The organism is Flavobacterium sp. MFBS3-15 (assembly GCF_026107645.2).
Taxonomy (GTDB): domain Bacteria; phylum Bacteroidota; class Bacteroidia; order Flavobacteriales; family Flavobacteriaceae; genus Flavobacterium.
In genome coordinates this window covers 57,021-80,960 of record NZ_JAPCHV010000002.1, presented here as the reverse complement: position 1 = coordinate 80,960, position 23,940 = coordinate 57,021, and the positions used below count along the sequence as shown (strand labels likewise).

Sequence of the window (23,940 nt, the reverse complement as noted above, 5' to 3'; positions counted from 1 at the left end):
CGAAAAGAACCCCATTTTTATTTATAGCCTGAAAATCCCGCCTACCGAAAGCATTTTCTGGAAATAGCTAAAGTGCTGCGAAGCCCTGTCGGCACCCTGGTACGTGGTGCGGATGTCGGGCATGTTGATGTAGCCCGACCTGAACTCTCCCAATATGAAGAAGTGCTTAAAGAGCGTGATGTTAATGCCTGCTTCAACGGAAATCCCATACCCGGAAACATGAAAATCATCATGGCGGCGCTTGCTCAGCACGGTGGCATTCGTCTTGGGGTAAAGGAAGCCGCCGTATATGCCTTCGGTAAGGTTGAGCTGGACAATGTCGGTATTGGTAATCCCGATGTACTTAGAAAAGTCATCGATGCGCGATACGCCCACGTTCACGAAGTTGAGCCCGTCGGTATGCTCAAAGGTCAGGAAATCTTCCGTAAGCACTACAGGCACGTTGTTGTAGGTACCGTTGAACGCAGCCCCGGCTTCTCCTTCCGGCAGGTCTATATACCCGTTCATCCGTACGGTTTTCCCCTGGGTCATTACGTATTTCATGTGGTCTACGCCCAATCCGATGCTGTAATGGTCGGAGATGTAGTAGCCGATACGGGCATTGGTTTGCGGAATGGTCATGCGGCACGGGTTAACGTAATCGATGTTCCACCCCTTAGGCTTGTCGTGCGCCTCAACATTATACAGGGTATAGTTATAGCCGTTGCCTGAAAAGTTGATGTCGGATTTAGTATAGCTTTCGCGGTTGCCGCCCCAGTAAATAAAGAATTTTCCTTTGTTATGTGCAGTATATCTTTCGGGGTTTGCCTTTTGTTCTTCCTGGGCAAAAACAGGAGTTGTCAGGACACATAAAAGCACAAGTGCTTTTAAGATTTGTAGTTTCATTTCAGATGTAAAAAAAATAACACTCAGTTAAGATATTAGCCCTCCAACCGGTGCATTGCTTTTTGGGTAAAGCTCCGTGGTCGGCCTCCCTGCCTTCCTTAAATGGACATGATAAAATACCGGTGCAAATTTCGCACATTTAAATCATATTTAACGAAAAATTATGAATAATTAACTTACAACGTTTGAATAATCAGCCATGTTAATCCTGATTAATGGAAACAGCACAGTGTTTTAGGGCTGTTTTCTGTGAAAGTAGTATTAAATACATTGGTAAACCACTACATAGTTTTTAAATTTAATGTGCATTATAACTTAACTACAGCAATATGAAAGCATTATGGAAAGGCAGCATCTCCTTTGGGTTGGTGCACATCCCCATCAAATTATACAGCGGCACGCAAACCCACCGCATTGCCCTCGACATGGTGAGGGAAAAGGACAAATGCCCCATCCAGTACGTGCGCGTATGCAAAAAGGACGGCAAGGAAGTGGCATGGGAAGACATTGCCAAGGGCTACCGCAAGGAGAACGGCGATTATGTAATACTCGATAAGGATGACTTTGCCAAAGCGGCACCCGAAAAAACCCAGTCCCTGGACATATTTGAGTTCATCAACGAAGAGGAGATACCCTCCAAATACCTGGAAAAGCCCTATATCACCGAACCGGCCAAAGAAGCGAAGAAAGTGTATGCCCTGCTGCGCGAGGCCCTGCGCAAATCGGGCAAGGTTGGTTTGTGCAAATTCGTGATGCGCACTACAGAGCACCTCGGGATATTGAAAGTGGAGGACGATGCCATTCTCCTGATACAGATACGCTTTGAGGATGAGCTGAGGGATCCTGATGAAGCCGGACTGATCCCGAAAGACATAAAGATCACGAAGAAAGAGCTGGACATGGCCATGAGCATCATCGACCAGCTGACGGATAAATTTGACCCGTCGAAATATAAAGACACCTACAAGGCCGAACTCATCAAAATGATCAAGAAGAAATCAGCGGCAAAATCGGACAAGAAAGAACCCGCGCCCACAAAACGCAGGAAAACGCCTGCCGCCAAAGACGACCTGCTTGAACAGCTGAAAGCGAGCCTGGCCGCGATAAAAAATTAAAAAATAAACCACATAGGGACATAGGTTTCATAGTTTTTTATAAATATAAAGTAGATATAGTGAAGCAAAGCTTCAGGCTCTGTGCCGCTTAATGGCACTCTATAGCCGATATCAAAAAGCTATGTACCTATGTGGTAAAAATAAAATCTTCATGAAACTAACCGAATACAACCGCAAGCGCGATTTCAAAAAAACGAAGGAGCCACAGGGCAAGGTCAAAAAATCTGGCAGGGAGCTGCGCTTTGTAGTACAGAAGCACGACGCCTCACGCCTGCATTATGACTGGCGCCTGGAGATTGACGGTGTATTGGTTAGCTGGGCGGTACCCAAAGGCCCCATTGCCGATACGTCGGTAAAGCGGCTTGCCATGCACGTAGAGGACCACCCGATGGATTACATCGATTTTGAGGGTACTATACCCAAAGGGCAATATGGCGGCGGCACCGTCATGGTGTGGGATACCGGCACCTACCTGGCAGAAGGCTCGGATGATGTGGCCGAAAGCGAAAAGCTGCTCAAGAAAATGCATAAGGAGGGGAACATCAAGGTGGTGATGCACGGCGAAAAGCTGAAGGGTTCCTACCACCTGGTGCGCATGAGCGGCAAGCAGGACGAATGGCTGCTGCTGAAAGGCAAAGACGACTATGCCGACAAAAAGGAGTTTGACCAGCATTCGGTGCTTACAGGGCGTACGCTGGAAGAGATCGGGAAAGATGACAAATCGGAGGTTTGGCAAAGCGATAAGGAGGAAAAGAAAAGCTTTCACGGCGACCTTAACCATATTTTGGAGGATGAACCTAAGAAGGGGGCTCAATCACCGGCACGGCCGAAATCAAAGCCGAAATCGAAATCGCAGGCACCAACATTCACCGCTGAGGATGTAGCCGATGCCAAAGTGCGGAAGACCTTCCCGAAAGACTGGAAACCGCAGCTGGCGACACTGGCCGACGAAATATTCGACAGCGACGAATGGGTGTTCGAGAACAAATATGACGGCTATCGGGCACTGGTACAAATACATAAAGGCAAAGTTGAACTCATGTCACGCAACGGACTGTCATTCAATGCAAAATATAAAGAATTAGTTGAGGCATTCGGCATCATAAAAGACGACATGATACTGGACGGGGAGATTGTTGTGGAGGACGAAAAAGGATTGAGCCATTTCCAGTGGCTGCAGTATTATGCCGAGAATCCCGGGCGCGGAAAGCTGAAATGCTATGTGTTCGACATCCTCTATTTCAACGGGTATGACCTTACCCCCCTGGAGTTGCTGCAGCGCAAGCGCATACTGGAGGCTGTGCTGCCGCAAACAGATGCGATACGCTATTCGGGGCACATTGCGGGCGATGGCACCAAAACCCTGAAAGAAGCAGAGAAAAACGGCGGCGAAGGGCTTATTGCCAAGAAGATCGCCTCGCGCTACCATGTGAACAAACGCTCTAAGGACTGGCTGAAAATAAAGGTTACCAAAGAGCAGGAAATGGTAATAGGCGGGTTTACGGAACCAAAGGGCTCCCGGAGTGGGTTCGGTTCCCTCCTGCTGGGATATTATGAAGGCGGTAAACTGCAGTACTCCGGAAAAGTGGGCACAGGATTTAATGAAGACTCGTTAAAAGACCTGCACGGAAAGCTGAAAAAACTGGAACAAAAAGAATGCCCATTTGCGACAAAACCCAGAGAGCCAAAGGTACACTGGATAAAGCCCGAACTGGTAGCGCAGATAAAATTCTCCGAGTGGACAGAGACCAACAGCCTGCGTCACCCCGTATTCATCGCGTTGCGCAATGATAAGAATCCCGAAGACGTAAAAAAAGAAACACCCCCCCTGAAAAACAAGGTTACAGATAAAAGTACTTCGGCAAAAGCCAAAACAAAAAAGAGCATGGAAAGCAAAGCAGGATGGGATACGGATAAGGTGGAAGTGAGCAACCCGGACAAAATATTCTGGCCAAAGGAAGGCTACACCAAGGGCGATGTGATTGCCTACTACGACACCATGGCTGACTATGTGCTGAAATACATACAGGACAGGCCGCAATCCCTGCGGCGCACTCCTGACGGCATTAAAAGCGAGGGTTTCTTCCAGAAGGACATGGGAGGCAAAGCGCCATCGTGGGCAAAAACACGCAAGATAAGGTCGTCGTCCAAAGGGGAATCCATAGAATACCTCATTTGCAACGACAAGGAAACGCTTATCTACATGGCCAACCTGGGGTGCATTGAAATCAACCCGTGGAGCAGCCGCGTGGGCAGCATCAACAACCCCGATTACATCATCTTCGACCTCGACCCCAACAAGGCTACGCTGAAAGACCTCATCACCACAGCCAATAAGGTAAAGGAGGTCCTCGACAGCCTGGGCATCAAAGGCTACCTGAAAACGTCGGGCGGCAAGGGGCTGCATGTTTTCATTCCGGTGAAACCAAAATACACCTACGGCCAGACACGTGATTTCTCGCACATCATCAGCCAGGCGGTACATAAAGCATTGCCAAAAATTACCAGCCTGGAGCGCATGCCAAAGAACCGCGAGGGCAAGGTATATCTTGACTTCCTGCAAAACGGGAAAGGCAAGACCATGGCCTGCGCCTACTCCCTCCGCCCGCGCGAAGGCGCCACGGCCAGCGCACCATTGGAATGGGAAGAGCTGAATGAAAAAGGCTTCGACATGAAAAACTACAACATCAAAACCCTGCCGGAACGCATAAAGGAAAAAGGCGACCTGTGGGAGGATTTTTTTGATAATGCAGTCGATTTGAAGGCAGTTTTGGATGAATTAGGGTGATTTCGTGGGGTATAGGTTGCGTCCTTAAAGGGTTAATAGCGTGTGCCCATCCCGAGGAACAACCTGAAAATCCATTGCCATCAACACACATTTACAGCATTTCCTTACATTTGCTAAAAAAGCTATGCGCCATACAAAACATTTTGTTTTCCTTTTACTCCTGTTATCCCAGGCCATCTTTGCCCAAAACAAATACCGCGAGGATTTCCTTGAATTTTGGAACGATTACAACCAGCACTATGCCTATTTTGAAAAACAGGGCATCGACTGGAATAAGGTAAAGGAAATTTATCTCCCGCAGGCCGACACCATTTCGCACGACTGGTATTTTGTACAGTTTTTGGAAGGAGTGGTAAACGAACTCCACAACGGGCACGTATCGCTCAACCTGACCCTGCCCATATCCAACAGGATCATTCCCAGCGGGGCTGATGTTTTCGCCGAAAAGAGAGGGAATAAATTTTTCATTGCCGATGTAAAGCCCGGCTCCAGTGCCGAATCCTGCGGCCTGAAGCCCGGCATGGAGGTAGTAAAATTTAATGGCAGGCCCATTGCCCCCCAGTTACAGAGATTCCTGCCAAAGTTCACCAATACCCACAATGATGCCATGTATTCATATGCGCTCAACATGCTGCTGGCAGGAAAATACGATACAAAAAGGGTATTCACCGCAATCGTTAATGGGAAGGAAAAAGAGTTCCATCCTGATAATAGCCCGGAAAAACCCGCTGCTACCCTCCTGCTGCACTACGAAATACTGGATGGCAACATCGGCTACATCAAAATCAACAATTCATTGGGCAACAATGAGCTCATCAAAGAATTTGACACCGCCCTTGATGCCCTTATGCAGACCAAAAGCATCATTCTCGACCTGACGGATACACCGGGTGGTGGCAATACCACCGTAGCACGCGGCATCATGGGGCGCTTTACCGATAAGGAACTCCCCTACCAGAAACATGTAATTGATGAGAAGGAATTTGGTACAGTGCGTTCGTGGATAGAATATGTAAGCCCGCGCGGCAACACCTATAAAGGCAAGCTCATCATCATGGCCGGCCACTGGACAGGCAGTATGGGCGAAGGCATGGTAATCGGGTTCGATGCCATGAAACGCTCCCTGACGGTGGGGACTAGAATGGCGGGGCTATTGGGAGCCATTTACACCTTTAAAATGAAGAATACCGGTTATGGCTACCAGATCCCCTACGAAAGGCTGTACCATGTAAACGGCACGCCGAGGGAGAATTTTGTACCGGTCTATCTGACAGCGAATAGTACGGAAACAAAGGATAAAGCGTTACAACTGGCGAGGTGATTACTTAAATTCGTTTCCTCAAATCCATCATTCCGTGCAGTATCCTATACACTAAAATTTCGTTTTTAGAAACCTCCCGGAAAAAGATAATGTGCTGCCCACACTTGTACCCTAAAACATTCATGGCGAGAATGTCATAAGGCTTTCCAAGTTGCGGATTCCCTGCTAAATCGGCACAGGAAGCCAGTATAAGATGATAGTATTTTTCAGCCTGGCTTTCTGACCATTCCATAACAGTATAATCCCAAATGGCCGTCAAATCTTCCAGTGCTTTATGGGAAAAACGGTATTTCGCCATTACTTGTTACGCGCTTTTAACGATGCCAAAAACGCTTTGGGCTCAAAATCACCGGCAATGCCACTATCCATTCCTTCCTGAATGGCTTTTTTTAGCGCCATGATCTTATTTTCTTCATCTTCCAATAGCCTTAAACCCGCGCGCACAACTTCACTGGCATTGTTATAACGGCCTTCGCTAATGGAACTTTCGATGAAATCTTCAAAATGGTTTCCTAATGATATGGATGTGTTTTTGCCCATGACAGAAAGTTTATTTCAAAGTTACCAAATTTTGGTAATTATTGCAATATATAAAAACGTACATACGTAAACAAAAAAGGCCATCCTCTCGGACAGCCTTTTATATCTTGAATCAGGATTAAATTATCCTAATACTTCTTTTACTTTTTTGCCTATTTCAGCAGGAGAGTCAACCACGTGGATGCCGTTTTCCCTCATGATGCGTTTTTTAGCTTCCGCTGTATCGTCGGCACCGCCAACGATAGCACCGGCGTGGCCCATGGTACGGCCTTTAGGGGCAGTCTCTCCGGCAATGAAGCCAATTACAGGCTTGCGGTTACCGTCAGCTTTCACCCATTTCGCAGCATCAGCCTCAAGCTGTCCGCCAATTTCACCGATCATGATGATGGCTTCTGTCTCAGGGTCGTTCATCAATAGTTCTACAGCTTCTTTGGTCGTAGTACCGATGATCGGGTCACCACCGATACCGATGGCAGTCGTAATGCCAAGGCCCTGCTTCACCACCTGGTCGGCAGCTTCATACGTAAGGGTACCTGATTTTGAAACGATGCCCACTTTACCTTTTTTGAATACGAAGCCCGGCATGATGCCTACTTTAGCCTCTCCCGGAGTGATTACACCCGGACAGTTAGGGCCTATCAGGCGGCAGTTTTTGCCTTGTATGTAATCATAAGCCTTGATCATGTCCGCAACAGGTATGCCTTCAGTGATGGTAATGATCACTTTGATTCCTGCTTCGGCAGCTTCCATAATTGCGTCGGCAGCAAAGGCCGGCGGAACAAAGATGATGGTAGTATCGGCGCCTGCGATCTCAACAGCGTCCTTTACAGTGTTGAACACCGGACGGTCAAGGTGCGTAGTACCGCCTTTACCCGGGGTAACACCACCTACAACGTTAGTGCCATACTCTATCATTTGGGTAGCGTGGAATGTACCTTCGCTTCCTGTGAATCCCTGAACAATTATTTTGGAATCTTTATTTACCAGAACACTCATGATATGTTTTTTAGATTATTTTTAAATGGTGACGCAAAAATAGGGTTTTTGCAAAATATAATATAGCATTTAAGCCGATTTTTATAAAGATATTTTTACGAAAATGAAGTTTCGCTATCCGAGCTGGCTCATCAGGAAGCCATTGTACAGCCTTCCGTCCTTCACTTCCCAAATAACTACAAAATGTGCCAGCACCATCTCTTCGTGCGGGTTCTCAAATGCATTGACGTAATGGGTATAACGCACGGATACCGTGTCACCTTCGCCAATGATATGGCTTATGTCCAGCCTTGATGCGCAATAGGATTTCTCCAGTTCGGCGGTCAAAGCGAGTACATCGCTTTTTTCAAGCTGCAGGTAGCCTTTGGAACTGTGCCATTTCAGCGACATTTCATCATGCAAAAATCGCCTGATGCCTTCGGTGGTCCTGGACGCGCCGGACTCGTAATACTCCGTTACAAGTTCTTTAGCAGTCATGATTATTTCAGTTTTTCGAATAATTCCGGAATGCGTTTTACATTGGCCAGCTGTTTCATGTGTTCCCTGGCTTCCTGTGCAGGGGTACCCCAGTATACTTTGCCGCCTTCGAGCGATTTGCTTACTCCCGACTGCGCATGTACAATGGCTTTCGTACCTATCGTGATGCCGCTCGTGCTGCCCACCTGGCCCCAAATGGTTACTTCATCCTCAATCACCACACAGCCGGCAATACCGGTTTGCGCCGCGATAAGGCATCGTTTGCCCACTACGGTATCGTGGCCAAGGTGTACCTGGTTGTCGATCTTTGTGCCTTCTCCAATGGTGGTATCGCCCGTAACGCCTTTGTCTATCGTACACAAGGCGCCAATCCCCACATTGTCGTGCAATACTACGCGCCCGCCCGAAAGCAGCTGGTCGAAGCCCTCAGGGCGTTTTTTGTAATAAAAGGCATCCGCGCCAAGCACTGTCCCGGCATGGATGATGCAGTTGTCACCTATGATCGTATTGTCATAAATGGCTACATTGGAATGGATCAGGCAGTTTTTGCCGATCTTCACATTATTGCCCACAAAAGCATTCGGCTGTATCACCGTACCCTCACCTATTTCTGCCGATGGCGAAATGGATGCGTTAGACGACATGAAGGGCCTGAAATGCCTTGTCAGCTTGTTGAAGTCCCTGAAAGGGTCATCCGAGACAAGCAGCGCTTTTCCCTCCGGGCAGTCCACCTCTTTGTTGATAAGCACAATGGTCGCTGCCGACTGCAATGCCTTGTCATAATACTTCGGGTGGTCCACAAACACGATATCGCCCGGCTCCACCACGTGGATCTCGTTCATGCCGTGTACGGGAAAGTTATCATCGCCCACATAGCTTGTACCGATGATTGCCGCAATTTCTTTTAAAGGATAGACTTTTGGGAACTTCATTTTTAATTCGTGGATTTGGTTATTTGTGGATGCGATAATTCGTTTATTCGTGGATTTGGTAATTCGATTATCTGTAAGCAGACATGCTCAAAAGCCAAATAACCAAATCCACAAATAACCAAATAAACTATTCTTTTACGCGCTCCATATAGTGCCCGGTAGCCGTATCGATCTTGATCTTGTCGCCTTCGTTGATGAAAAGCGGCACGTTAACCGAGGCGCCCGTCTCAACCTTTGCAGGTTTGGTAGCATTGGTGGCAGTGTTTCCTTTTACGCCCGGCTCGGCATACGTCACTTCAAGGACAACTGAAGCCGGCATGTCTACAGATAGCGGTGCGTCGGTTTCGGTATTCCATATCACCATTACGTTCTCGCCTTCTTTCAAAAGGTCCGGGGCGTCAAGGATGTCTTTGTGAAGCGAAATTTGCTCATACGTCTCCACATGCATGAAGTGGTACTGGTCGCCTTCAGGGTAAAGGAACTGGAACTTGTGCGTTTCTACCCTTACGTCCTCGATCTTGTGGCCCGCAGAGAAGGTATTGTCCAGCACTTTGCCGTTGGTAAGGCTTTTCAGTTTTGTCCTTACGAAAGCAGGTCCCTTGCCCGGTTTTACGTGAAGGAATTCGATGATCTTGTATATATCGTTGTTGAACTTGATGCAAAGGCCGTTCCTGATATCTGATGTACTTGCCATTTTTAGTTTATTTGTTTATTTGTTTATTTGTTTATTCGTTGATGTGTCGATTTGGTTATTTGTGGATTTGGTTATTTGGCCTTTGAAGGCGTTTTTACAGATTACCAAATCCACAAATAACCAAATAAACCTTTTACTCTTTATTACCTCCCGTGTACCCTTTCATTACGCCACGAGGCGAGTTGCGTATCGACATGATGATCTCATCACGCTCCGGGGTTGCCTCCATCTCGGCCTCGATGATCTCAAGGGCCTGCGAGACGTTGTAGTTCTTTTGGTACAATATGCGGTAAATGTTCTGTATTTCGGTAATTTTCTCCGATGAGAAACCACGGCGGCGAAGCCCTACAGAGTTGATGCCCACATAGCTAAGCGGCTCGCGTGCTGCCTTTACATAAGGCGGAACGTCTTTACGCACCAGTGAGCCCCCTGTTACAAAGGCGTGGTTGCCGATGGTTGAAAACTGGTGCACGGCTACCATGCCCGCAAGCACCACATAGTCGCCCACGGTAATGTGGCCGGCCAGGTTGGTGTTATTGGAAAAGATACAGTAGTTGCCCACGAGGCAGTCGTGTGCCACATGCGAATAGGCCATCACAAGGCAGTTCTTGCCGATTACGGTCTTCATCCTGTCAGAAGTCCCCCTGTTGATGGTTACGCACTCCCTGATGGTTGTGTTGTCGCCAATCTCAGCAGTGGTATCTTCACCCTGGTATTTAAGGTCCTGCGGCGGCGCGCTGATCACTGCCCCGGGGAATATATTACAGTTTTTACCTATCCTTGCGCCTTCCATAATGGTAACGTTGGAGCCTATCCACGTTCCCTCGCCTATCTCCACATTATTGTGTATGGTGGTAAAAGGCTCAATTACCACGTTTTTGGCAATCTTTGCGCCCGGATGTACGTATGCTAACGGTTGGTTCATTTAGTCTTGATTTAGTTGGTTCTGGCAATCTGGGCCATTAGTTCTGCTTCGGCTACAAGCTTGCCATTGGCATAGGCATGGGCCTGCATGTGGCAAATTCCACGGCGTATCGGGGATATAAGGTCACACTTGAATACAAGCGTATCGCCCGGAAGCACTTTATGTTTGAATTTTACATTGTCAATTTTCATGAAATAAGTAAGGTAGTTTTCCGGATCCGGCACTGAGCTCAGGATAAGGATTCCGCCTGTCTGTGCCATGGCTTCAATGATAAGCACACCCGGCATAACCGGCGCCCCCGGGAAGTGGCCTACGAAAAAGCTTTCGTTCATGGTCACGTTCTTAAGGCCTACAACATGGCTGTCGCTCATTTCAATGATCTTGTCGACCAGCAGGAATGGCGGGCGGTGCGGCAGGATGCTCATGATCTTGTTTATATCCATCAGCGGCTCCTTGTTCAGGTCGTAAACCGGCACCTGGTTGCGCTGCTCGATCTTGATGATCTTAGACATCTTTTTTGCAAACTGCGTATTTACAAAGTGGCCGGGCTTGTTGGCAATTACTTTTCCGCGAATGCGTGTGCCGATAAGCGCAAGGTCGCCAATCACGTCAAGCAGTTTGTGGCGTGCGGCTTCGTTGGGGTAATGTAGTGTAAGGTTGTCCAGTATGCCGTTGGGCTTTACTGTGATGCTTTCCTTGCCAAAAGCCTTTTTAAGGTTCTCCATGGTATGCGCAGATATTTCCTTATCTACATATACAATGGCGTTATTTAGGTCGCCGCCCTTGATCAGGCCGTTGTCCAGAAGGGTTTCCAGTTCGTGCAGGAAGCTAAAGGTCCTTGATTCGGATATTTCCTTTTTGAAATCGCTGATATGCTTCAGGGTGGCGTTTTGCGTACCCAGCACTTTTGTACCGAAATCAACCATGGCGGTTACCTGGTACTCATCTGCAGGCATCACGATAATCTCACTGCCGGTTGTTTCGTCGGTATAAGAAATCACCTCTTTAACGATATATTCAACGCGTTCGGCGTCCTGCTCCTCTACCCCAACTTTCTCTATGGCTTCGACAAAGAATTTGGACGAGCCATCCATTATCGGTGGCTCGGAAGCATCAAGCTCTATAATCACGTTGTCTACGTCGCAGCCTACAAATGCGGCCAAAACGTGTTCGGAGGTTTGTATCCTGACACCTTTCTTTTCAAGGTTCGTTCCCCTTTGGGTATTGACAACATAATTGGCATCAGCCTCAATAACGGGCTGACCTTCCAAATCTACCCTTACAAAAGTATATCCGTTGTTTACAGGAGCCGGCTTAAAGGTCATTGTAACTTCCTTGCCTGTATGCAGGCCGACACCCTTCAGGGATATTTCGCTTTTGATTGTGGTTTGTTTAACCATTACCTATACTGTTTATTGTTGTTTTATCTGTTGCTTGAGTTCTTCTATGTCCGACACGATCTTAGGGAAGTTCCTGAAGTGGACATACGATTTGTTGAAATCGGAATATCCTAGCGCCGGGCTGCCCTGTATGATCTCGCCGTCAGGGATGCTCTTGCCCACACCCGATTGCGCCTGTATGCGCACATTGTTGCCAATGGTAATATGCCCTACAATGCCCACCTGCCCTCCGATGACGCAGTTCCTGCCTATCTTGGTTGAACCCGCCACACCGGTTTGCGAGGCGATAACGGTATTTTCGCCGATGGTCACGTTATGGGCTATCTGTATCTGGTTGTCGAGCTTAACGCCTCTTTTAATGATGGTCGACCCTAATGTTGCCCTGTCTACCGTGGTGCAGGAACCTATGTCTACATTGTCCTCAATGATGACATTGCCAATCTGCGGGATCTTGGTATAGCTACCGTCTTCGCCCGGGGCAAAACCAAATCCGTCAGATCCGATTATCGCTCCCGAATGTATGGTGCAGTTATTCCCGATCTCGGTTTCGGAGTACACACGCACGCCCGCGAACAATATGGTATTGTCGCCAATGGTCACGTTGTCTCCCACAAAGCTGTTTGGGTAAATTTTTACATTGTTGCCAATCCTTACATTCTTCCCAATGTAGCAAAAGCTGCCCAGGTACAATCCGTCGCCGTACGTAGCGCCTTCGGAAATGACCGATGGCTGCTCGATGCCGCTTTTCATCAGCTTTACCTGGTTGTAGTATTCCAAAAGTTTGGAAAAGGACTGGTAGGCATCATCCACCTTTATAAGGGTGGTGGTGAGTCCGTTTTCAGGCTCAAATGTCCTGTTCACTATGGTGATGGTGGCCTGGGTAGAGTATATGTATGGCAGGTATTTAGGATTGGCCAAGAAGGTAAGGGAACCATCGGTGCCCTCTTCTATTTTAGCCAGCTTGTATACTTCGGCCTGCGGATTTCCCACAATGTCGCCTTCCAGTATTCCTGCTATCTGTTCTGCTGTAAATTTCATCCCGACAAAAATATAAAATTAAATTAAATTGCTGTCCACTTTTAAAATTAACCACATAGGCACATAGAAATATAAATTGATCAAAAAGTACATTGATTATGTTATAGTAAGAACTCATAGAATTTGAAGCTTTGCTTCACTATGTTGACTATAAAAACTTTATCATTTACCACAAAGATAATCCTATGTATCTATGTGGTTAAATCGTTTCTTCCAAAAGCACTTTTGGAAAACACAGGTAATACTTGGTCACGGGCTTGGAGAGCGCCTTTAGGTTCAGTTGGTCCGAAGCCTCCACAACATCCTCAATCGTCTTGTCCTTCTTTAATATATGTATCGGCTCACCGGTCTTGGTATACGCCTGGTTCTTTATCTTCCCTTTAAATACGAAATATTCAGCTTCCTTTTCGCTTATGCCCAGCTTTGCGGTGAGCTGCTTGCGCAAAACATCCACCTGTGCCTTGTCTACCTTTTCCGCGCGCATCTTTATTTTCAAAAGGTCCCGGTTGATGATCATCCGGCTCAGTTCGCCCAGCACATGGTCGTCATGGAACTGCCACGACTTGATGGCACACATGATGTCAAAGTCGTCCAGGTAAGAAAACTTCTTCAGCACATCATCATCGAAATCCTCAAGGGTTATTTTGTTCTCAAGAAAAAAACGGAGCGGTGCGCTGGCGTCCAGACGTTCCCCCCGTTGGGTGAGTTCTTTGGCCCTCTTCAATATTTTTGTAAGGATAAGCTCTGCAGCCACGCTGGTTTTGTGCAGGTAGCACTGCCAGTACATCAGCCTGCGCGCTACAAGGAATTTCTCTACCGAATAAATCCCCTTCTCCTCTATCACCAGGGTATCATCGTGCACGTTAAACATCTGGATGAGCCTTTCGCTATTAATGTTGCCCTCGGCCACGCCACTGTAAAAGCTGTCGCGCTTCAGGTAGTCCATACGGTCCATATCCAGCTGGCTCGAAATGAGCTGCAGCATGAATTTGCGGTGGTATTCGCCCCTGAATATCCGGATGGCAAGAGTCAGTTTTCCACCAAACTCCTCATTCAGCCAGTCCATGAACAGTAATGATATGGACTCATGGCTTACATTCTCGACTATGCTGTGTTCCATGGCATGCGAAAAAGGCCCGTGCCCGATGTCGTGCAGCAGTATGGCAATGTCGAGTGCGGTTTCTTCCTCAGGAGATATTTCTATGCCTTTGAATTTAAGCACCTGAACGGTCTTCTGCATGATGTGCATACAGCCCAAAGCATGGTGAAACCGTGTATGGTGCGCCCCGGGATATACTAAATAGGACAATCCCATTTGCGATATGCGGCGCAGGCGTTGAAAGTACGGATGCTGGATAAGGTCGTACACCAGCGGATTGGTAATGGATATGAACCCGTAAATAGGGTCGTTGAGTATTTTAAGCTTGTTGATCTCGCTCACTGTAAGGCAATTTACGGCAAAGATAGTGATTAACACTGCGTCGTGGCGTGGCAGGGTACGGATTTTTAACACAACGCGTAGGGATTGTTAACTTAAATTATTAATCATCGTTAAACTCAGGTTAATCAACAGATTACGCTATGAAACTTCTGTACAGAATGCCTAATTTTATGAAACAAAAGTGCTGCACCATGAAAAAAATCATATTCACATACACAATGCTTATTGCTTTTACAGCACTCGCAGCAGCACAGGAAAAGGAGAACACAACCCAGCGTATGCCGCCTGTAATCACACAGCAACAGGTGGAGCTGCACGAAAAGCAGGCCCTTGAGGAAAGGCAAAAGCTAGAAGAGGAGCGCCATGCAGAACTGGAAAAGCAAAAACGCGAAGAGCACATAAAAATAACAAGTACAGACAATAACAGGAAAGCTGCCAAGAAAACTTCAACAAGTACCGGAGAACAATAATAACGTTATTTTTTGTTACTTAGGTTATTGAAGGAGAGCCTTGCAAAGGAATTTGCAGGGCTTTTTTATTTCAGATTCCAGATTGCAAGTCAGGCTGGCTATCCGGCCCTTTCTTTTTGACCGGACCACAGGTTGGGAAATTTCGGGATAGCGAATAAAAAAACGGAACCCTAAGGCTCCGTCTGTATAGAAGATTACTTCTTTTTTCCTTTCTTTTTAGCTTTGGCTTTTTTCTTTTCCTTCTTCTTAGCTTTGGCCTTAGCCTTTTTCTTTTTAGCTTTTTCCTTTTTTTTAGCCTTGGCTTTCTTCTTCTTTTTCTTGTCCTTGTCCTTTTTCTTATCTTTTTTACCGGACTTATCTTTTTTAACCTTTACTTTTTCAGACTTTTCCACGGTTACTTCGGCAACAGTTTCCTGTGCGGACTCTTCAGCAGGCGCCTCTGCTTTCTCAACAACTTCCTGCGCAGCCACTTCAGGCTCCTCTATTTTGGCAGGGGCAGGCCTCCTGCGCACAGGTTTTGGTTTTTCCTCAGCTGCAGGCATGGTTTCCTGTGCAGGAGCATTATTTGTTTCAGCTACGGGGGCTGTATTTTCTGTTTCCGGGGTTTCGGGCGTCTTCTTTGCGGGCTGTCTCATTTCTGTTTTATTTTTAAGTATTCCTTTTGGGTTAAAGGCTATTATTAACCTATTGTAAATTAATCGTTAACAAAATTAATCAATAAAACAATCACCCAATGTTAAGTTTTACGTATGTAAAAAACACCCTACACAATTGACAGTCAATAAAAAAGCACGACAGTTGCCGTGCTTTTTGTATATTACTCAAATGCAAAAACTACCATATATAGGTGGCTACCGCCCCGCCCTCAAGGCTTGTTCTTACCCACTCACCATTATGCTTTATATTGAAAAATTCGATACCGGCACCATCATTTTCAACAATGAGTACAATTTTTCCTTCCGGGGTTTTAAAAGCTACATTTTGCAGGTTGCCCGAAATGTTGCTGCCAATGCGCACCGAACCTGCCGGTACAAATTTTGAAGCATGGGCAATTACATAATAGGCTACATTCCGTGTATAGTTATCGCTGCTTATTATAGTTATCGCTCCTTTACAATCAGAACATCCGCCATTGGTGTGCGGGTCCCAGGTGCTGTTGCTGGCAAGGTTCCACTCCAGCGTGTTCTTGCTCCAGTTGCGCATTGACCCTATCAGCACATTTTTAAGGTGCCATTTCAGGTCGCCGCCAAAGTTGCCGGTCGCCGCAGTGTACTGTTCGGTAAAATATACATTCTTGTCAGGATGCGCATTGTGTACTGTTGTCATGGCACTTATGTCTCCTGCATAGAGGTGAAAGGCAGACCCGTCTACAAAAGCCTTGGCTGCACCGTCATTCAGTATCGAAATGGGATAGGAAGGCTGGTCGCAGTTATGGTCGTAAGTAATTATTTTTGTCGTAATGCCGGCCGACTGGAATGCCGGGCCCAGGTTGTTTTTTATAAAGTTAGCCTGCTCAGTTGCCTGCATCAGCATGCTTGGGTTGTTATATGGGTTCAGTGGCTCATTCTGGGGCGTAACCGCTGTAATGGCTATCCCCTGTGCCTGCATGGCCTGGATATATTTTACAAAATACTGGGCATACTCATCATAATATTGCGATTGGAGACTGCCTCCTACGAAGCTCCCGTTGTCTTTCATCCACACCGGTGCGCTCCATGGAGTGGCAACAATTTTTATGTTGGGATTTATAACCAGGATGTCCTTTAGCAGGGCTACCAGGGCACTGTCATTATTTATGCTGAAGTTGGCAAGCGCCGGATCGGTTTGCCCGGCAGGCATGTCGTTATAGGTAAACGGCGCTGTATTCAGGTCGGATGCACCTATGCTGATGCGCAGGTAGCTTACCCCTATACCGGCAGTAGTACTGAAAAGCTCCTGGAGCAATTCCTGCTTGCGTGCAGCGTTCAGGTTATTGATGACCTGTACACTGCCTCCGGTTAGGGTATAGCCGTAACCATCTACCGTCTGGAACGTTGATGCTTCATTCACCTCTATTGTAGGGAGCGTATTGTCTACCGTACCAAAATCGAGAACCGTATTTTGTTTTGTAAGCCTGATGGTTCCGGCATTGTTGGTAAGCCAGAAGTCAACCTCATTGGTACCCGGCCCGGGAGTATCGTCAGTGGTATCCGTCGGCGGATTGTCACCATCGGACGATGAGCAATTGAACTGTAGTAAAGTAAGTGCTGATAAACCAAGAATGGCAAATAATTTCTTCATTGATGTATTTTGGATTAAGGCGCTAAAAATAGCACTTTTACACTATTGCACTATCCGATACATCAACTTTAACAGGGTGTCAGAGCCATTTTTGCCATCCTCGCAACTATCTGTAAGTTTCATCTTATATTTGGCAACTTTCGGACGATTCCCTGTCACTTTATGTAAACCGTTTTTACATTTACAAACTCTTTAAGCCCGTTCTCTGCAAGCTCACGCCCGAATCCGGACTTCTTTACCCCTCCGAAAGGCAGGGCAGGATCTGACTTCACCATTGCATTGATGAATACGGCTCCCTCTTCAAAAAGGTGTATCTTTTTTCGGATGCCCTCAACATCCCGTGTAAATACAGTAACACCAAGGCCGAATTCGGTAGAATTGCTTAACGCTACCGCTTCTTCAAATGTATCAAAAGGCATTACGGCGGCGACAGGCCCGAAAACTTCCTGCTTAAAAATCGGCATATCTGTTGTAACCCCTGTAATCAGCGTAGGCTCAAAAAATGCATCCTTCCGTTTTCCGCCTGAAAGGACCTTAGCTCCCATCGCGACAGAATCGTTAACCTGTTTCTCCACTTCCACCGCCAGGTCTTCACGCGCCATGGGCCCAATTTCTGTTGCATCGTCCATAGGGTCACCCACCTTTTGCGCTTCTATGCGTTGTTTAAAACCTTCTGTAAATTTCTCAAACACGGATTGGTGTACTAAAAACCGTTTGGCAGCAATGCAGCTTTGTCCGGTATTCTGCATGCGGGCATTCACACCTACCTCAATCGCTTTCTCCAAATCAGCATCACTGCAAACAATAAATGCGTTGCTTCCGCCCAGCTCCAAAACCGCTTTTTTTACCTGCCGGGCAGCCGCCGAAGCTACAGCCGTGCCGGCCTTTTCGCTGCCGGTAACCGACACGCCTTTTATGATGGGGTTATTGATAACGCCCTCCACCTGATCACCGGAAATAATAAGGTTGGTATATACACCTTCCGGAAAACCTGCCTCGAGAAAAAGATTTTCAAGAAGTATTGAGCACCCGGCAACATTGGACGCATGCTTTACAACTACTGTATTACCTGCGATAAGTGCAGGTATGGCAAACCGGAATACCTGCCAGTAAGGGAAATTCCAGGGCATCACACCCAGTATTACCCCCAAAGGTTCATAAGTAACATAACTGCTTGAGGCATCTGTATTGATTTCCTTTCCGATGAGAAAACCTTCTGCATTCTCAATATAAAATTCGCAAAGCATCCTGCATTTACTTACTTCTGCGACAGATTGGGCAATAGGCTTCCCCATCTCCAAAGTGCATTTCTCGGCCAGTAAATGTTGTTGTTTTGTTAAGGTAAATACTAAAGTTTTTATAAAATTAATCCGTTGATTAACTGATAGTTCACTCCATCCGGCATAAGCTTTACCGGCCAACCCCAGTTTTGTACTCACCTGATATTCAGAAAAATATTCGTGATTTGACAAAAAAGTTTTGTTAAAAGGATTAGTTATAGAAAACATTTTTTACTTTTGTTAAAATTTTCGTCATAAAAGTAATACTATTTCTTAAAATAAAAATCTTTACTTTTGCCCCGTTCATATTATCTATACCAGATAATAGCCAATAATACTGATAAACAATAAACAATTATTATGAAGAAAGTTGTACTCCCATTATTAATGCTATGTCTCGCTCCTGCTGCCTTAAGAGCCCAGGAAGAAGGCTCAGCGGTCAATGAATACAATAAGTGGTCCATTGACGCTGCTTTTGGTACCAATAAGGCTGCCAATCCGATGACTCCGGGCTACCACATGCAGGTAACCAATTTGTTCCATGCTGACCTTGGTTTCAGGTACATGTTCAACAACAAATTTGGTCTTAAATTACAAGGTGGATACGACGTTCTTAATGACGATGGTAGCGGAAGCCTTGAATTTGAAACCAAAGTAATGAGCATTAACCTTCAGGGATATGCAAACCTTGGCCGCATCATGGATTTTCAAACATGGACTAAAAGGCTAAACCTTTTAGGGCACATGGGTATAGGCGTAGGCCAGATCAAGACTGACACACGTGAAGGCGGGATTTTAAATCCTGATGCAAAAGACAGGATCGGTAGCTTTATTATAGGTATGACCGGCCAGTTCAGGATAACTGACAGGGTAGCCTTCAATGCCGATTTTACCATGTACAATAACTTTTCCCAGCACAGGACCTGGGATGGCGGGCCATACAATAATGAAGACGGAAGCCAAAAGACCTTTCAGGGTTTTGACAGTACACTATATACCGCTACGTTAGGCCTATCCATTTACCTGGGTAAGCACGAAAAGCATGCTGACTGGTATGTTGAAGAGAAATCAAACGAGCTGATAGAGATGGAAGACCGTCTTGCTGAGCTTGAGACCATGATGAACGATACTGACAAGGACGGCGTGCCGGATTACCTTGACAGTGAGCCTAACACTATTACAGGTGTAGCAGTAGACAGCAAAGGAAGGACTATCGACAGGAACCAAAATGGTGTGCCGGATGAGCTGGAGTCGTACATTGAAAATAACAACAAGCAGATGGAGCAAAAAATCCAGCAGGTTGGGGCCGGTGTTGAGCAGCTTATCAACGATGGTTACGTGAATGTATACTTCGACTTTAATAAAGATACACCAAACGCACAGTCTGTAAACGGTATTAATTTCCTTATCAAATACCTGAAAGAGAACCCGAACAAATCGGCTGACGTAATTGGATATGCTGACGAAGTTGGTAACTCTGATTACAACAAGGATCTGTCTGAAAGAAGGGCTAAAAACGTTAAGCAAATACTTGTTGACGCAGGCATTGAAGAAGGCAGGCTTAATATCGTAGGCAACGGCTCACAAAGCCTTGGCAACGATACCAAAGCGGTACGCCAAACAGTTAGAAGGGTAACTTTCGTACTGAAATAACAGAATAGTTAATAACTATATATAAAACCTCTGCTTAATGCAGAGGTTTTTTTTTATCTTTAAAAGAAAACAAGATGAACGATCGCGATAATGGGCTGCTGGCCCTGCGGGGGGAAGCCATAGGCGAGATACTCCCCCAGTCAGGTAAAGAAGAAATATTTCAAAACCAAACCATAAGACCTATCCTGAAGCTCCAAAATGATATTTTTATAGAATCTTTCCTCAATTATGTAAATAAATCCAAAAGCGATTTCTACTCATTTTCTATCGAAAAGAAAATGCAGTTTATCGACAATGCCGTACATAAGGACATCAAATTCCGTAATGCGTTAAAGGGAATGGTAATGGCAATGTTTACCATAGAGGAGTTCAGGGAATACATACTCAACTCGTCCAACCTGAACAAGCGCATGATGAACCTGCTTATTGAAAGGCTGAAAGACCAGGTGCAACTGCTTGCGCAACCCGAATGAAAAAAGAGGGCTCATGCCCTCTTTACTCTATTATGCTTTCCCCGTTAAGATTGGTAGTAAGCACATCGCTCATGTAGTCGAAGAAAGGGCGCATCGCCTCAAACGTTGCAATCACTTCTTCCTTAAAGTTTTTGGACAGTACTTCCTTATCGGTAAAGTTCCGCACTAATAAAAACTGCTTCTTTTTGATCAGCTCAATGGCGGGGTGGTCCTTATCAAAGCCTTTGGGTGAAGTTTTCACCCCTTCCCCTCTGAGCGCTCCAAAGTATTCAATGAATTTTGGGTGAGATGTAATACTTTTGATTTCACTGTCATCCATCTCAAATTCTTTGCGTATGCGAAGCAAATCGGGTGCATCTGGTTCCCAAAAACCTCCTTCCATAAAGCTGTTGCCTCCCGGCTGGATATGCAGGTAATAGCTGCCGCGTAGTGCCGGTTTAGTACGGGAAAACCAAACACTAAAATGGTTCTTATAGGGAGTCTTATCCTTTGAAAAACGGATGTCGCGGTATATGCGGAAAATCTGCATCTTATCAATCGAGTCCAGCTTGCGCAGCTCTTCATACACTTCATTAAAAAAAGACTTTGCCAGTGCGTCATTCGCCTGGAAAGCCTTTTTGTTATCTGCAAACCACTCGCGGTTGTTGTTCTCAGTTAAGTCCTTTAAAAAGTCGAGGACAGGTTTTGTAATCATAATTATTTTTTAGGCACAAAAACAAGGCGCTCATCCACACCTTCCATCAGGGTAAGTTTGTCCTTGTCTACTTTGGCCGCGTTTATTTTTTCAAGTGCTTTAAAATATTCGTTCTCTATGCTGCCCTCACAGTACATCTTTGTTGACATGATCTCGCTTATGTTCATGCCTCCTTCGTCATTAAGGTTGTACGAGCCTCCGTAGCCATTGCAGCTGCTGTTGCCCGAAATCTTGTGCTCCTTGTCAAATGTTGCAGTCGGAACGCCGTTAGGGAGGCTTGCTGCATCTACCTTTTTACCGTTAATGGAGGATAGTTCCCATACGGTAGCGGTAAGCATATCCGTTGCGTGTACAGATTTGGCTCCGCCACATCCTGTAAGGCCTAAAACCGCTATGCTGAAAATTGCGATAATCTTTTTCATGTTTTCAAATTTAGTGTTTTACCAAATTTAAAAACAATTACAGTAAGAAAAATAGGATTTATAATAACTTTAGTACTGCTTACAGCAGTCCGTTGTATTTGCGCACAAACCATTCCGCCGCAAGCGATACTGCCAGGATAACCAATAGCCACACCCAGTCAATGAGCGGCGATTTTTTGATGATTTCCTTCTGTATGGCTTTGTAGTCCTCATTCTTCAAAAGGAAATTCGCCAGCTCATCCGCCTGTGAAGGATAATACACCGCCCCCCCGGTATTGGCCGCCGTTTGCTTCAACCGCGCAAGGTCAGGGTTCACAAACTGCTTTTCAATCTCAAAGTCCAGCACTTCAAACGAGTCGTTATACGAGGTATTAGATGAAGCCTCTTTTACCGTAAAGCTATACTGCCCCGCGGCAAGCCCGTCAAGATTTACCTTATACTCATTGCTGCCTTTCAGGAAGTCGTAGCTTTTGGAGGCACCGGTCTGTTTGTTCTTTAACTGTATTGACAGGCGGGCATTCTCCTCAAACTCATAGTTCTTGTTGAAGTACTGTGCCGTAATTTGTATTACCTCTCCCGAATTGTAGAAGCTTTCATGGTTTACGACCAATGATTTTCTCTTAGAGTTCGATGCCAAAAACTGTATCGTCTTATCCATGAAAATATCGAACTGCTCAAACGACTTAGAAGTTTGGTGGCTTTCCATCCTCCATTTCCAGATGTTCTCCCCTAAAAGGAAGGCACTGCGCTGTCCACCGTTCTCCGAAAAGACCATTAGCGGGTTCTCGGTACGCACATTGCGTATGCGAGCCTGCAACAGCACGTTCGTATTCTCCTTTGGTGTGATGGTCCCGAACGGGTGCTGCAATGGAGGGAACTGCCCAAAGCCTATGTCCGTAGCCGCAAACAGGTTGAACTGGCCCTCAAAATCGGCAAGGTAATCCTCCCGCTGCGAACTCATCCTGAAGCTGAGCTGGTTCTGTGTTTGGTTCAGTAAATTGAAATCGGTCGAAAGTCCGGTAATGGTAAAGGTATTTAGCCCCGCGCCCTTATTCATTTCCAAAAGCTGGCGGAACGAAGCATCCGGTTGGTACAGTATCAGCACATTGTAATCCTGCAATGACTTTAACTCGTTAGGTTTCAGTATCGTGACCTTGCGCTGCTGGTTAGTCTCTATGGAACGCTTCAGTGCGCCAAGGTCGGGGTGGTTGACCGACGCCACCAACACCACTTCCGAACGCTGGTCGATAACCTCCACCGCAAAGTTCTTCGTGTTGTTGTATTTGTTCTTTTCAGCTTCCGCAGAAGAGATAACGGCTTTAAAAGTCTGAACGCCCGCTTTGGAAGCATCCAAAAGGACAGAGAGCGACTGTGCTTTCTTATCTTTTGAGAAAGCAACGTTCTGCCTGCTCAGTACAGAATTGCCCTGCATGATGCTAAAAACAGCATTCACATTCTTGTTGCCGCTGTATTGCAGGAATACTTCAACAGGGAACTTATTCTTTAAAAAAGCATACTTGTTCACATTCACCTGGCTTACCCGAAGGTCAAGGAATGTGGTGGTATCACCTAAGACTAATGGGTAAACTGAGGTATTTTCACGGAAGCTGTACACATAGTCATTGCCTATGGTCTGGTTGCCATCGGACAGCATTACCACCGGATAGGCCGCATTGCGGTACAATTGCGTCAGGTTTTGTGCCGCCTGGTCAATATGTGTTTGCTTTCCGGTAAAATCAGGGGCTTTACCCGACTCAAACCCTTCATCGAATGTATAGAGCTGTACATCGAATTTGTCCTTTAAAGCACTGTTCGATGTGAGTTTCTCAGCCAATTGCTTTGCCAGTGAATCCTGCCCGAGTTCTTTTATGGACTGCGAATTATCCAGCAGTATAGGCAGTGGCGTTTTTACCGTTTCAAGGTCTTTGTGCGTAATCACCGGATTGATGAGCAGTACGAAAATCGAGAACAAAGTTATAAAACGAAGCAAAGCCAAAAAGATATGCAGCCTGCTTCTCTTTTTGGCTTTGAAAAGATATTGGTAAAACGATAATGCAAATGCTGCCAGTGCCGACAGTAGTAGCCATAAAACAGTGGATGCAGTCATTCTATAGTA

Annotated in this window: 23 protein-coding genes; 6 read left to right on the top strand and 17 right to left on the bottom strand. The window is 46.1% G+C overall.

Annotation, left to right across the window (positions count from 1 at the left end):
* Positions 1–21: 21 nt before the first annotated feature.
* Positions 22–885: a hypothetical protein gene (locus OGH69_RS02275; protein ID WP_265172815.1), complete on the bottom strand. Its 864-nt coding sequence runs from the start codon at positions 883–885 to the stop codon at positions 22–24.
* Between the two features lie 329 nt (positions 886–1,214).
* Between OGH69_RS02275 and OGH69_RS02270 the strand changes: the two genes are divergently transcribed.
* From OGH69_RS02270 to OGH69_RS02260, 3 genes are all read left to right on the top strand, one after another.
* A complete protein-coding gene (locus OGH69_RS02270) occupies positions 1,215–2,000 on the top strand; it encodes a non-homologous end joining protein Ku (RefSeq protein WP_265172814.1) in 786 nt (261 codons plus the stop codon).
* A 151-nt stretch (positions 2,001–2,151) separates the two neighbouring features.
* Positions 2,152–4,788, top strand: a complete 2,637-nt coding sequence (ligD, locus tag OGH69_RS02265) for a DNA ligase D (protein WP_265172813.1) — start codon at positions 2,152–2,154, stop codon at positions 4,786–4,788.
* A 124-nt stretch (positions 4,789–4,912) separates the two neighbouring features.
* On the top strand, positions 4,913–6,109 hold the full coding sequence (locus OGH69_RS02260) for a S41 family peptidase (RefSeq protein WP_265172812.1): 1,197 nt from the start codon (positions 4,913–4,915) through the stop codon (positions 6,107–6,109).
* Positions 6,110–6,113: 4 nt separating this feature from the next.
* Here the strand turns inward: OGH69_RS02260 and OGH69_RS02255 are convergent, their stop codons facing one another.
* The 10 genes from OGH69_RS02255 to OGH69_RS02210 form a co-directional block, all read right to left on the bottom strand.
* Positions 6,114–6,407 (bottom strand): type II toxin-antitoxin system RelE/ParE family toxin, encoded by a 294-nt coding sequence (locus tag OGH69_RS02255; RefSeq protein ID WP_265172811.1) that lies wholly within the window; start codon positions 6,405–6,407, stop codon positions 6,114–6,116.
* Positions 6,407–6,649, bottom strand: coding sequence for a type II toxin-antitoxin system ParD family antitoxin (locus OGH69_RS02250; protein ID WP_265172810.1), 243 nt, complete (start codon positions 6,647–6,649; stop codon positions 6,407–6,409). Before OGH69_RS02250 ends, OGH69_RS02255 begins: the two co-directional genes overlap by 1 nt.
* A 123-nt stretch (positions 6,650–6,772) precedes the next feature.
* Positions 6,773–7,645: a succinate--CoA ligase subunit alpha gene (sucD, locus tag OGH69_RS02245; RefSeq protein WP_265172809.1), complete on the bottom strand. Its 873-nt coding sequence runs from the start codon at positions 7,643–7,645 to the stop codon at positions 6,773–6,775.
* A 114-nt stretch (positions 7,646–7,759) separates the two neighbouring features.
* Positions 7,760–8,122, bottom strand: a complete 363-nt coding sequence (locus OGH69_RS02240) for a nuclear transport factor 2 family protein (RefSeq protein ID WP_265172808.1) — start codon at positions 8,120–8,122, stop codon at positions 7,760–7,762.
* A gap of 2 nt (positions 8,123–8,124) precedes the next feature.
* Positions 8,125–9,054, bottom strand: a complete 930-nt coding sequence (locus OGH69_RS02235; protein ID WP_265172807.1) for a UDP-3-O-(3-hydroxymyristoyl)glucosamine N-acyltransferase — start codon at positions 9,052–9,054, stop codon at positions 8,125–8,127.
* Positions 9,055–9,181: 127 nt separating this feature from the next.
* Entirely contained in the window at positions 9,182–9,748 is a 567-nt protein-coding gene (gene efp / locus OGH69_RS02230) for an elongation factor P (RefSeq protein ID WP_265172806.1), read from the bottom strand.
* A 133-nt stretch (positions 9,749–9,881) separates the two neighbouring features.
* Complete coding sequence (gene lpxA, locus OGH69_RS02225) at positions 9,882–10,673, bottom strand: acyl-ACP--UDP-N-acetylglucosamine O-acyltransferase (protein ID WP_265172805.1); 792 nt, start codon at positions 10,671–10,673, stop codon at positions 9,882–9,884.
* Positions 10,674–10,684: 11 nt separating this feature from the next.
* Positions 10,685–12,073 (bottom strand): bifunctional UDP-3-O-[3-hydroxymyristoyl] N-acetylglucosamine deacetylase/3-hydroxyacyl-ACP dehydratase, encoded by a 1,389-nt coding sequence (locus tag OGH69_RS02220; protein WP_265172804.1) that lies wholly within the window; start codon positions 12,071–12,073, stop codon positions 10,685–10,687.
* Between the two features lie 12 nt (positions 12,074–12,085).
* Positions 12,086–13,111 (bottom strand): UDP-3-O-(3-hydroxymyristoyl)glucosamine N-acyltransferase, encoded by a 1,026-nt coding sequence (gene lpxD, locus OGH69_RS02215; protein WP_265172803.1) that lies wholly within the window; start codon positions 13,109–13,111, stop codon positions 12,086–12,088.
* Between the two features lie 199 nt (positions 13,112–13,310).
* Entirely contained in the window at positions 13,311–14,552 is a 1,242-nt protein-coding gene (locus tag OGH69_RS02210) for an HD domain-containing protein (RefSeq protein ID WP_265173099.1), read from the bottom strand.
* Between the two features lie 191 nt (positions 14,553–14,743).
* Here OGH69_RS02210 and OGH69_RS02205 point away from each other — a divergent pair, with 191 nt between their 5' ends.
* On the top strand, positions 14,744–15,022 hold the full coding sequence (locus tag OGH69_RS02205; protein ID WP_265172802.1) for a hypothetical protein: 279 nt from the start codon (positions 14,744–14,746) through the stop codon (positions 15,020–15,022).
* Between the two features lie 194 nt (positions 15,023–15,216).
* Here OGH69_RS02205 and OGH69_RS02200 read toward each other — a convergent pair whose 3' ends face one another.
* The 3 genes from OGH69_RS02200 to OGH69_RS02190 form a co-directional block, all read right to left on the bottom strand.
* The gene (locus OGH69_RS02200; protein WP_265172801.1) at positions 15,217–15,657 is read right to left on the bottom strand and encodes a hypothetical protein; all 441 of its coding nucleotides are present in this window, start codon (positions 15,655–15,657) and stop codon (positions 15,217–15,219) included.
* Positions 15,658–15,856: 199 nt separating this feature from the next.
* Positions 15,857–17,302 carry a glycoside hydrolase family 30 protein gene (locus OGH69_RS02195; RefSeq protein ID WP_265172800.1) on the bottom strand — a complete coding sequence of 482 codons (1,446 nt, stop codon included), beginning with the start codon at positions 17,300–17,302 and terminating at the stop codon, positions 15,857–15,859.
* A 155-nt stretch (positions 17,303–17,457) separates the two neighbouring features.
* Positions 17,458–18,810 (bottom strand): NAD-dependent succinate-semialdehyde dehydrogenase, encoded by a 1,353-nt coding sequence (locus OGH69_RS02190; RefSeq protein WP_265172799.1) that lies wholly within the window; start codon positions 18,808–18,810, stop codon positions 17,458–17,460.
* 132 nt (positions 18,811–18,942) lie between these two features.
* On the opposite strand from OGH69_RS02190, the gene OGH69_RS02185 reads away from it, so the two are divergent.
* Together OGH69_RS02185 and OGH69_RS02180 are read left to right on the top strand one after the other, a co-directional pair.
* Positions 18,943–20,235, top strand: a complete 1,293-nt coding sequence (locus tag OGH69_RS02185) for an OmpA family protein (RefSeq protein WP_265172798.1) — start codon at positions 18,943–18,945, stop codon at positions 20,233–20,235.
* 74 nt (positions 20,236–20,309) lie between these two features.
* The gene (locus OGH69_RS02180; RefSeq protein WP_265172797.1) at positions 20,310–20,708 is read left to right on the top strand and encodes a glyoxalase; all 399 of its coding nucleotides are present in this window, start codon (positions 20,310–20,312) and stop codon (positions 20,706–20,708) included.
* Between the two features lie 22 nt (positions 20,709–20,730).
* On the opposite strand, the gene OGH69_RS02175 is transcribed toward OGH69_RS02180, so the two are convergent.
* From OGH69_RS02175 to OGH69_RS02165, 3 genes are all read right to left on the bottom strand, one after another.
* Entirely contained in the window at positions 20,731–21,402 is a 672-nt protein-coding gene (locus OGH69_RS02175; RefSeq protein ID WP_265172796.1) for a DUF2461 domain-containing protein, read from the bottom strand.
* 2 nt (positions 21,403–21,404) lie between these two features.
* Complete coding sequence (locus OGH69_RS02170; RefSeq protein ID WP_265172795.1) at positions 21,405–21,824, bottom strand: META domain-containing protein; 420 nt, start codon at positions 21,822–21,824, stop codon at positions 21,405–21,407.
* Between the two features lie 79 nt (positions 21,825–21,903).
* Positions 21,904–23,931, bottom strand: a complete 2,028-nt coding sequence (locus tag OGH69_RS02165) for a hypothetical protein (protein WP_265172794.1) — start codon at positions 23,929–23,931, stop codon at positions 21,904–21,906.
* Positions 23,932–23,940: the final 9 nt, after the last annotated feature.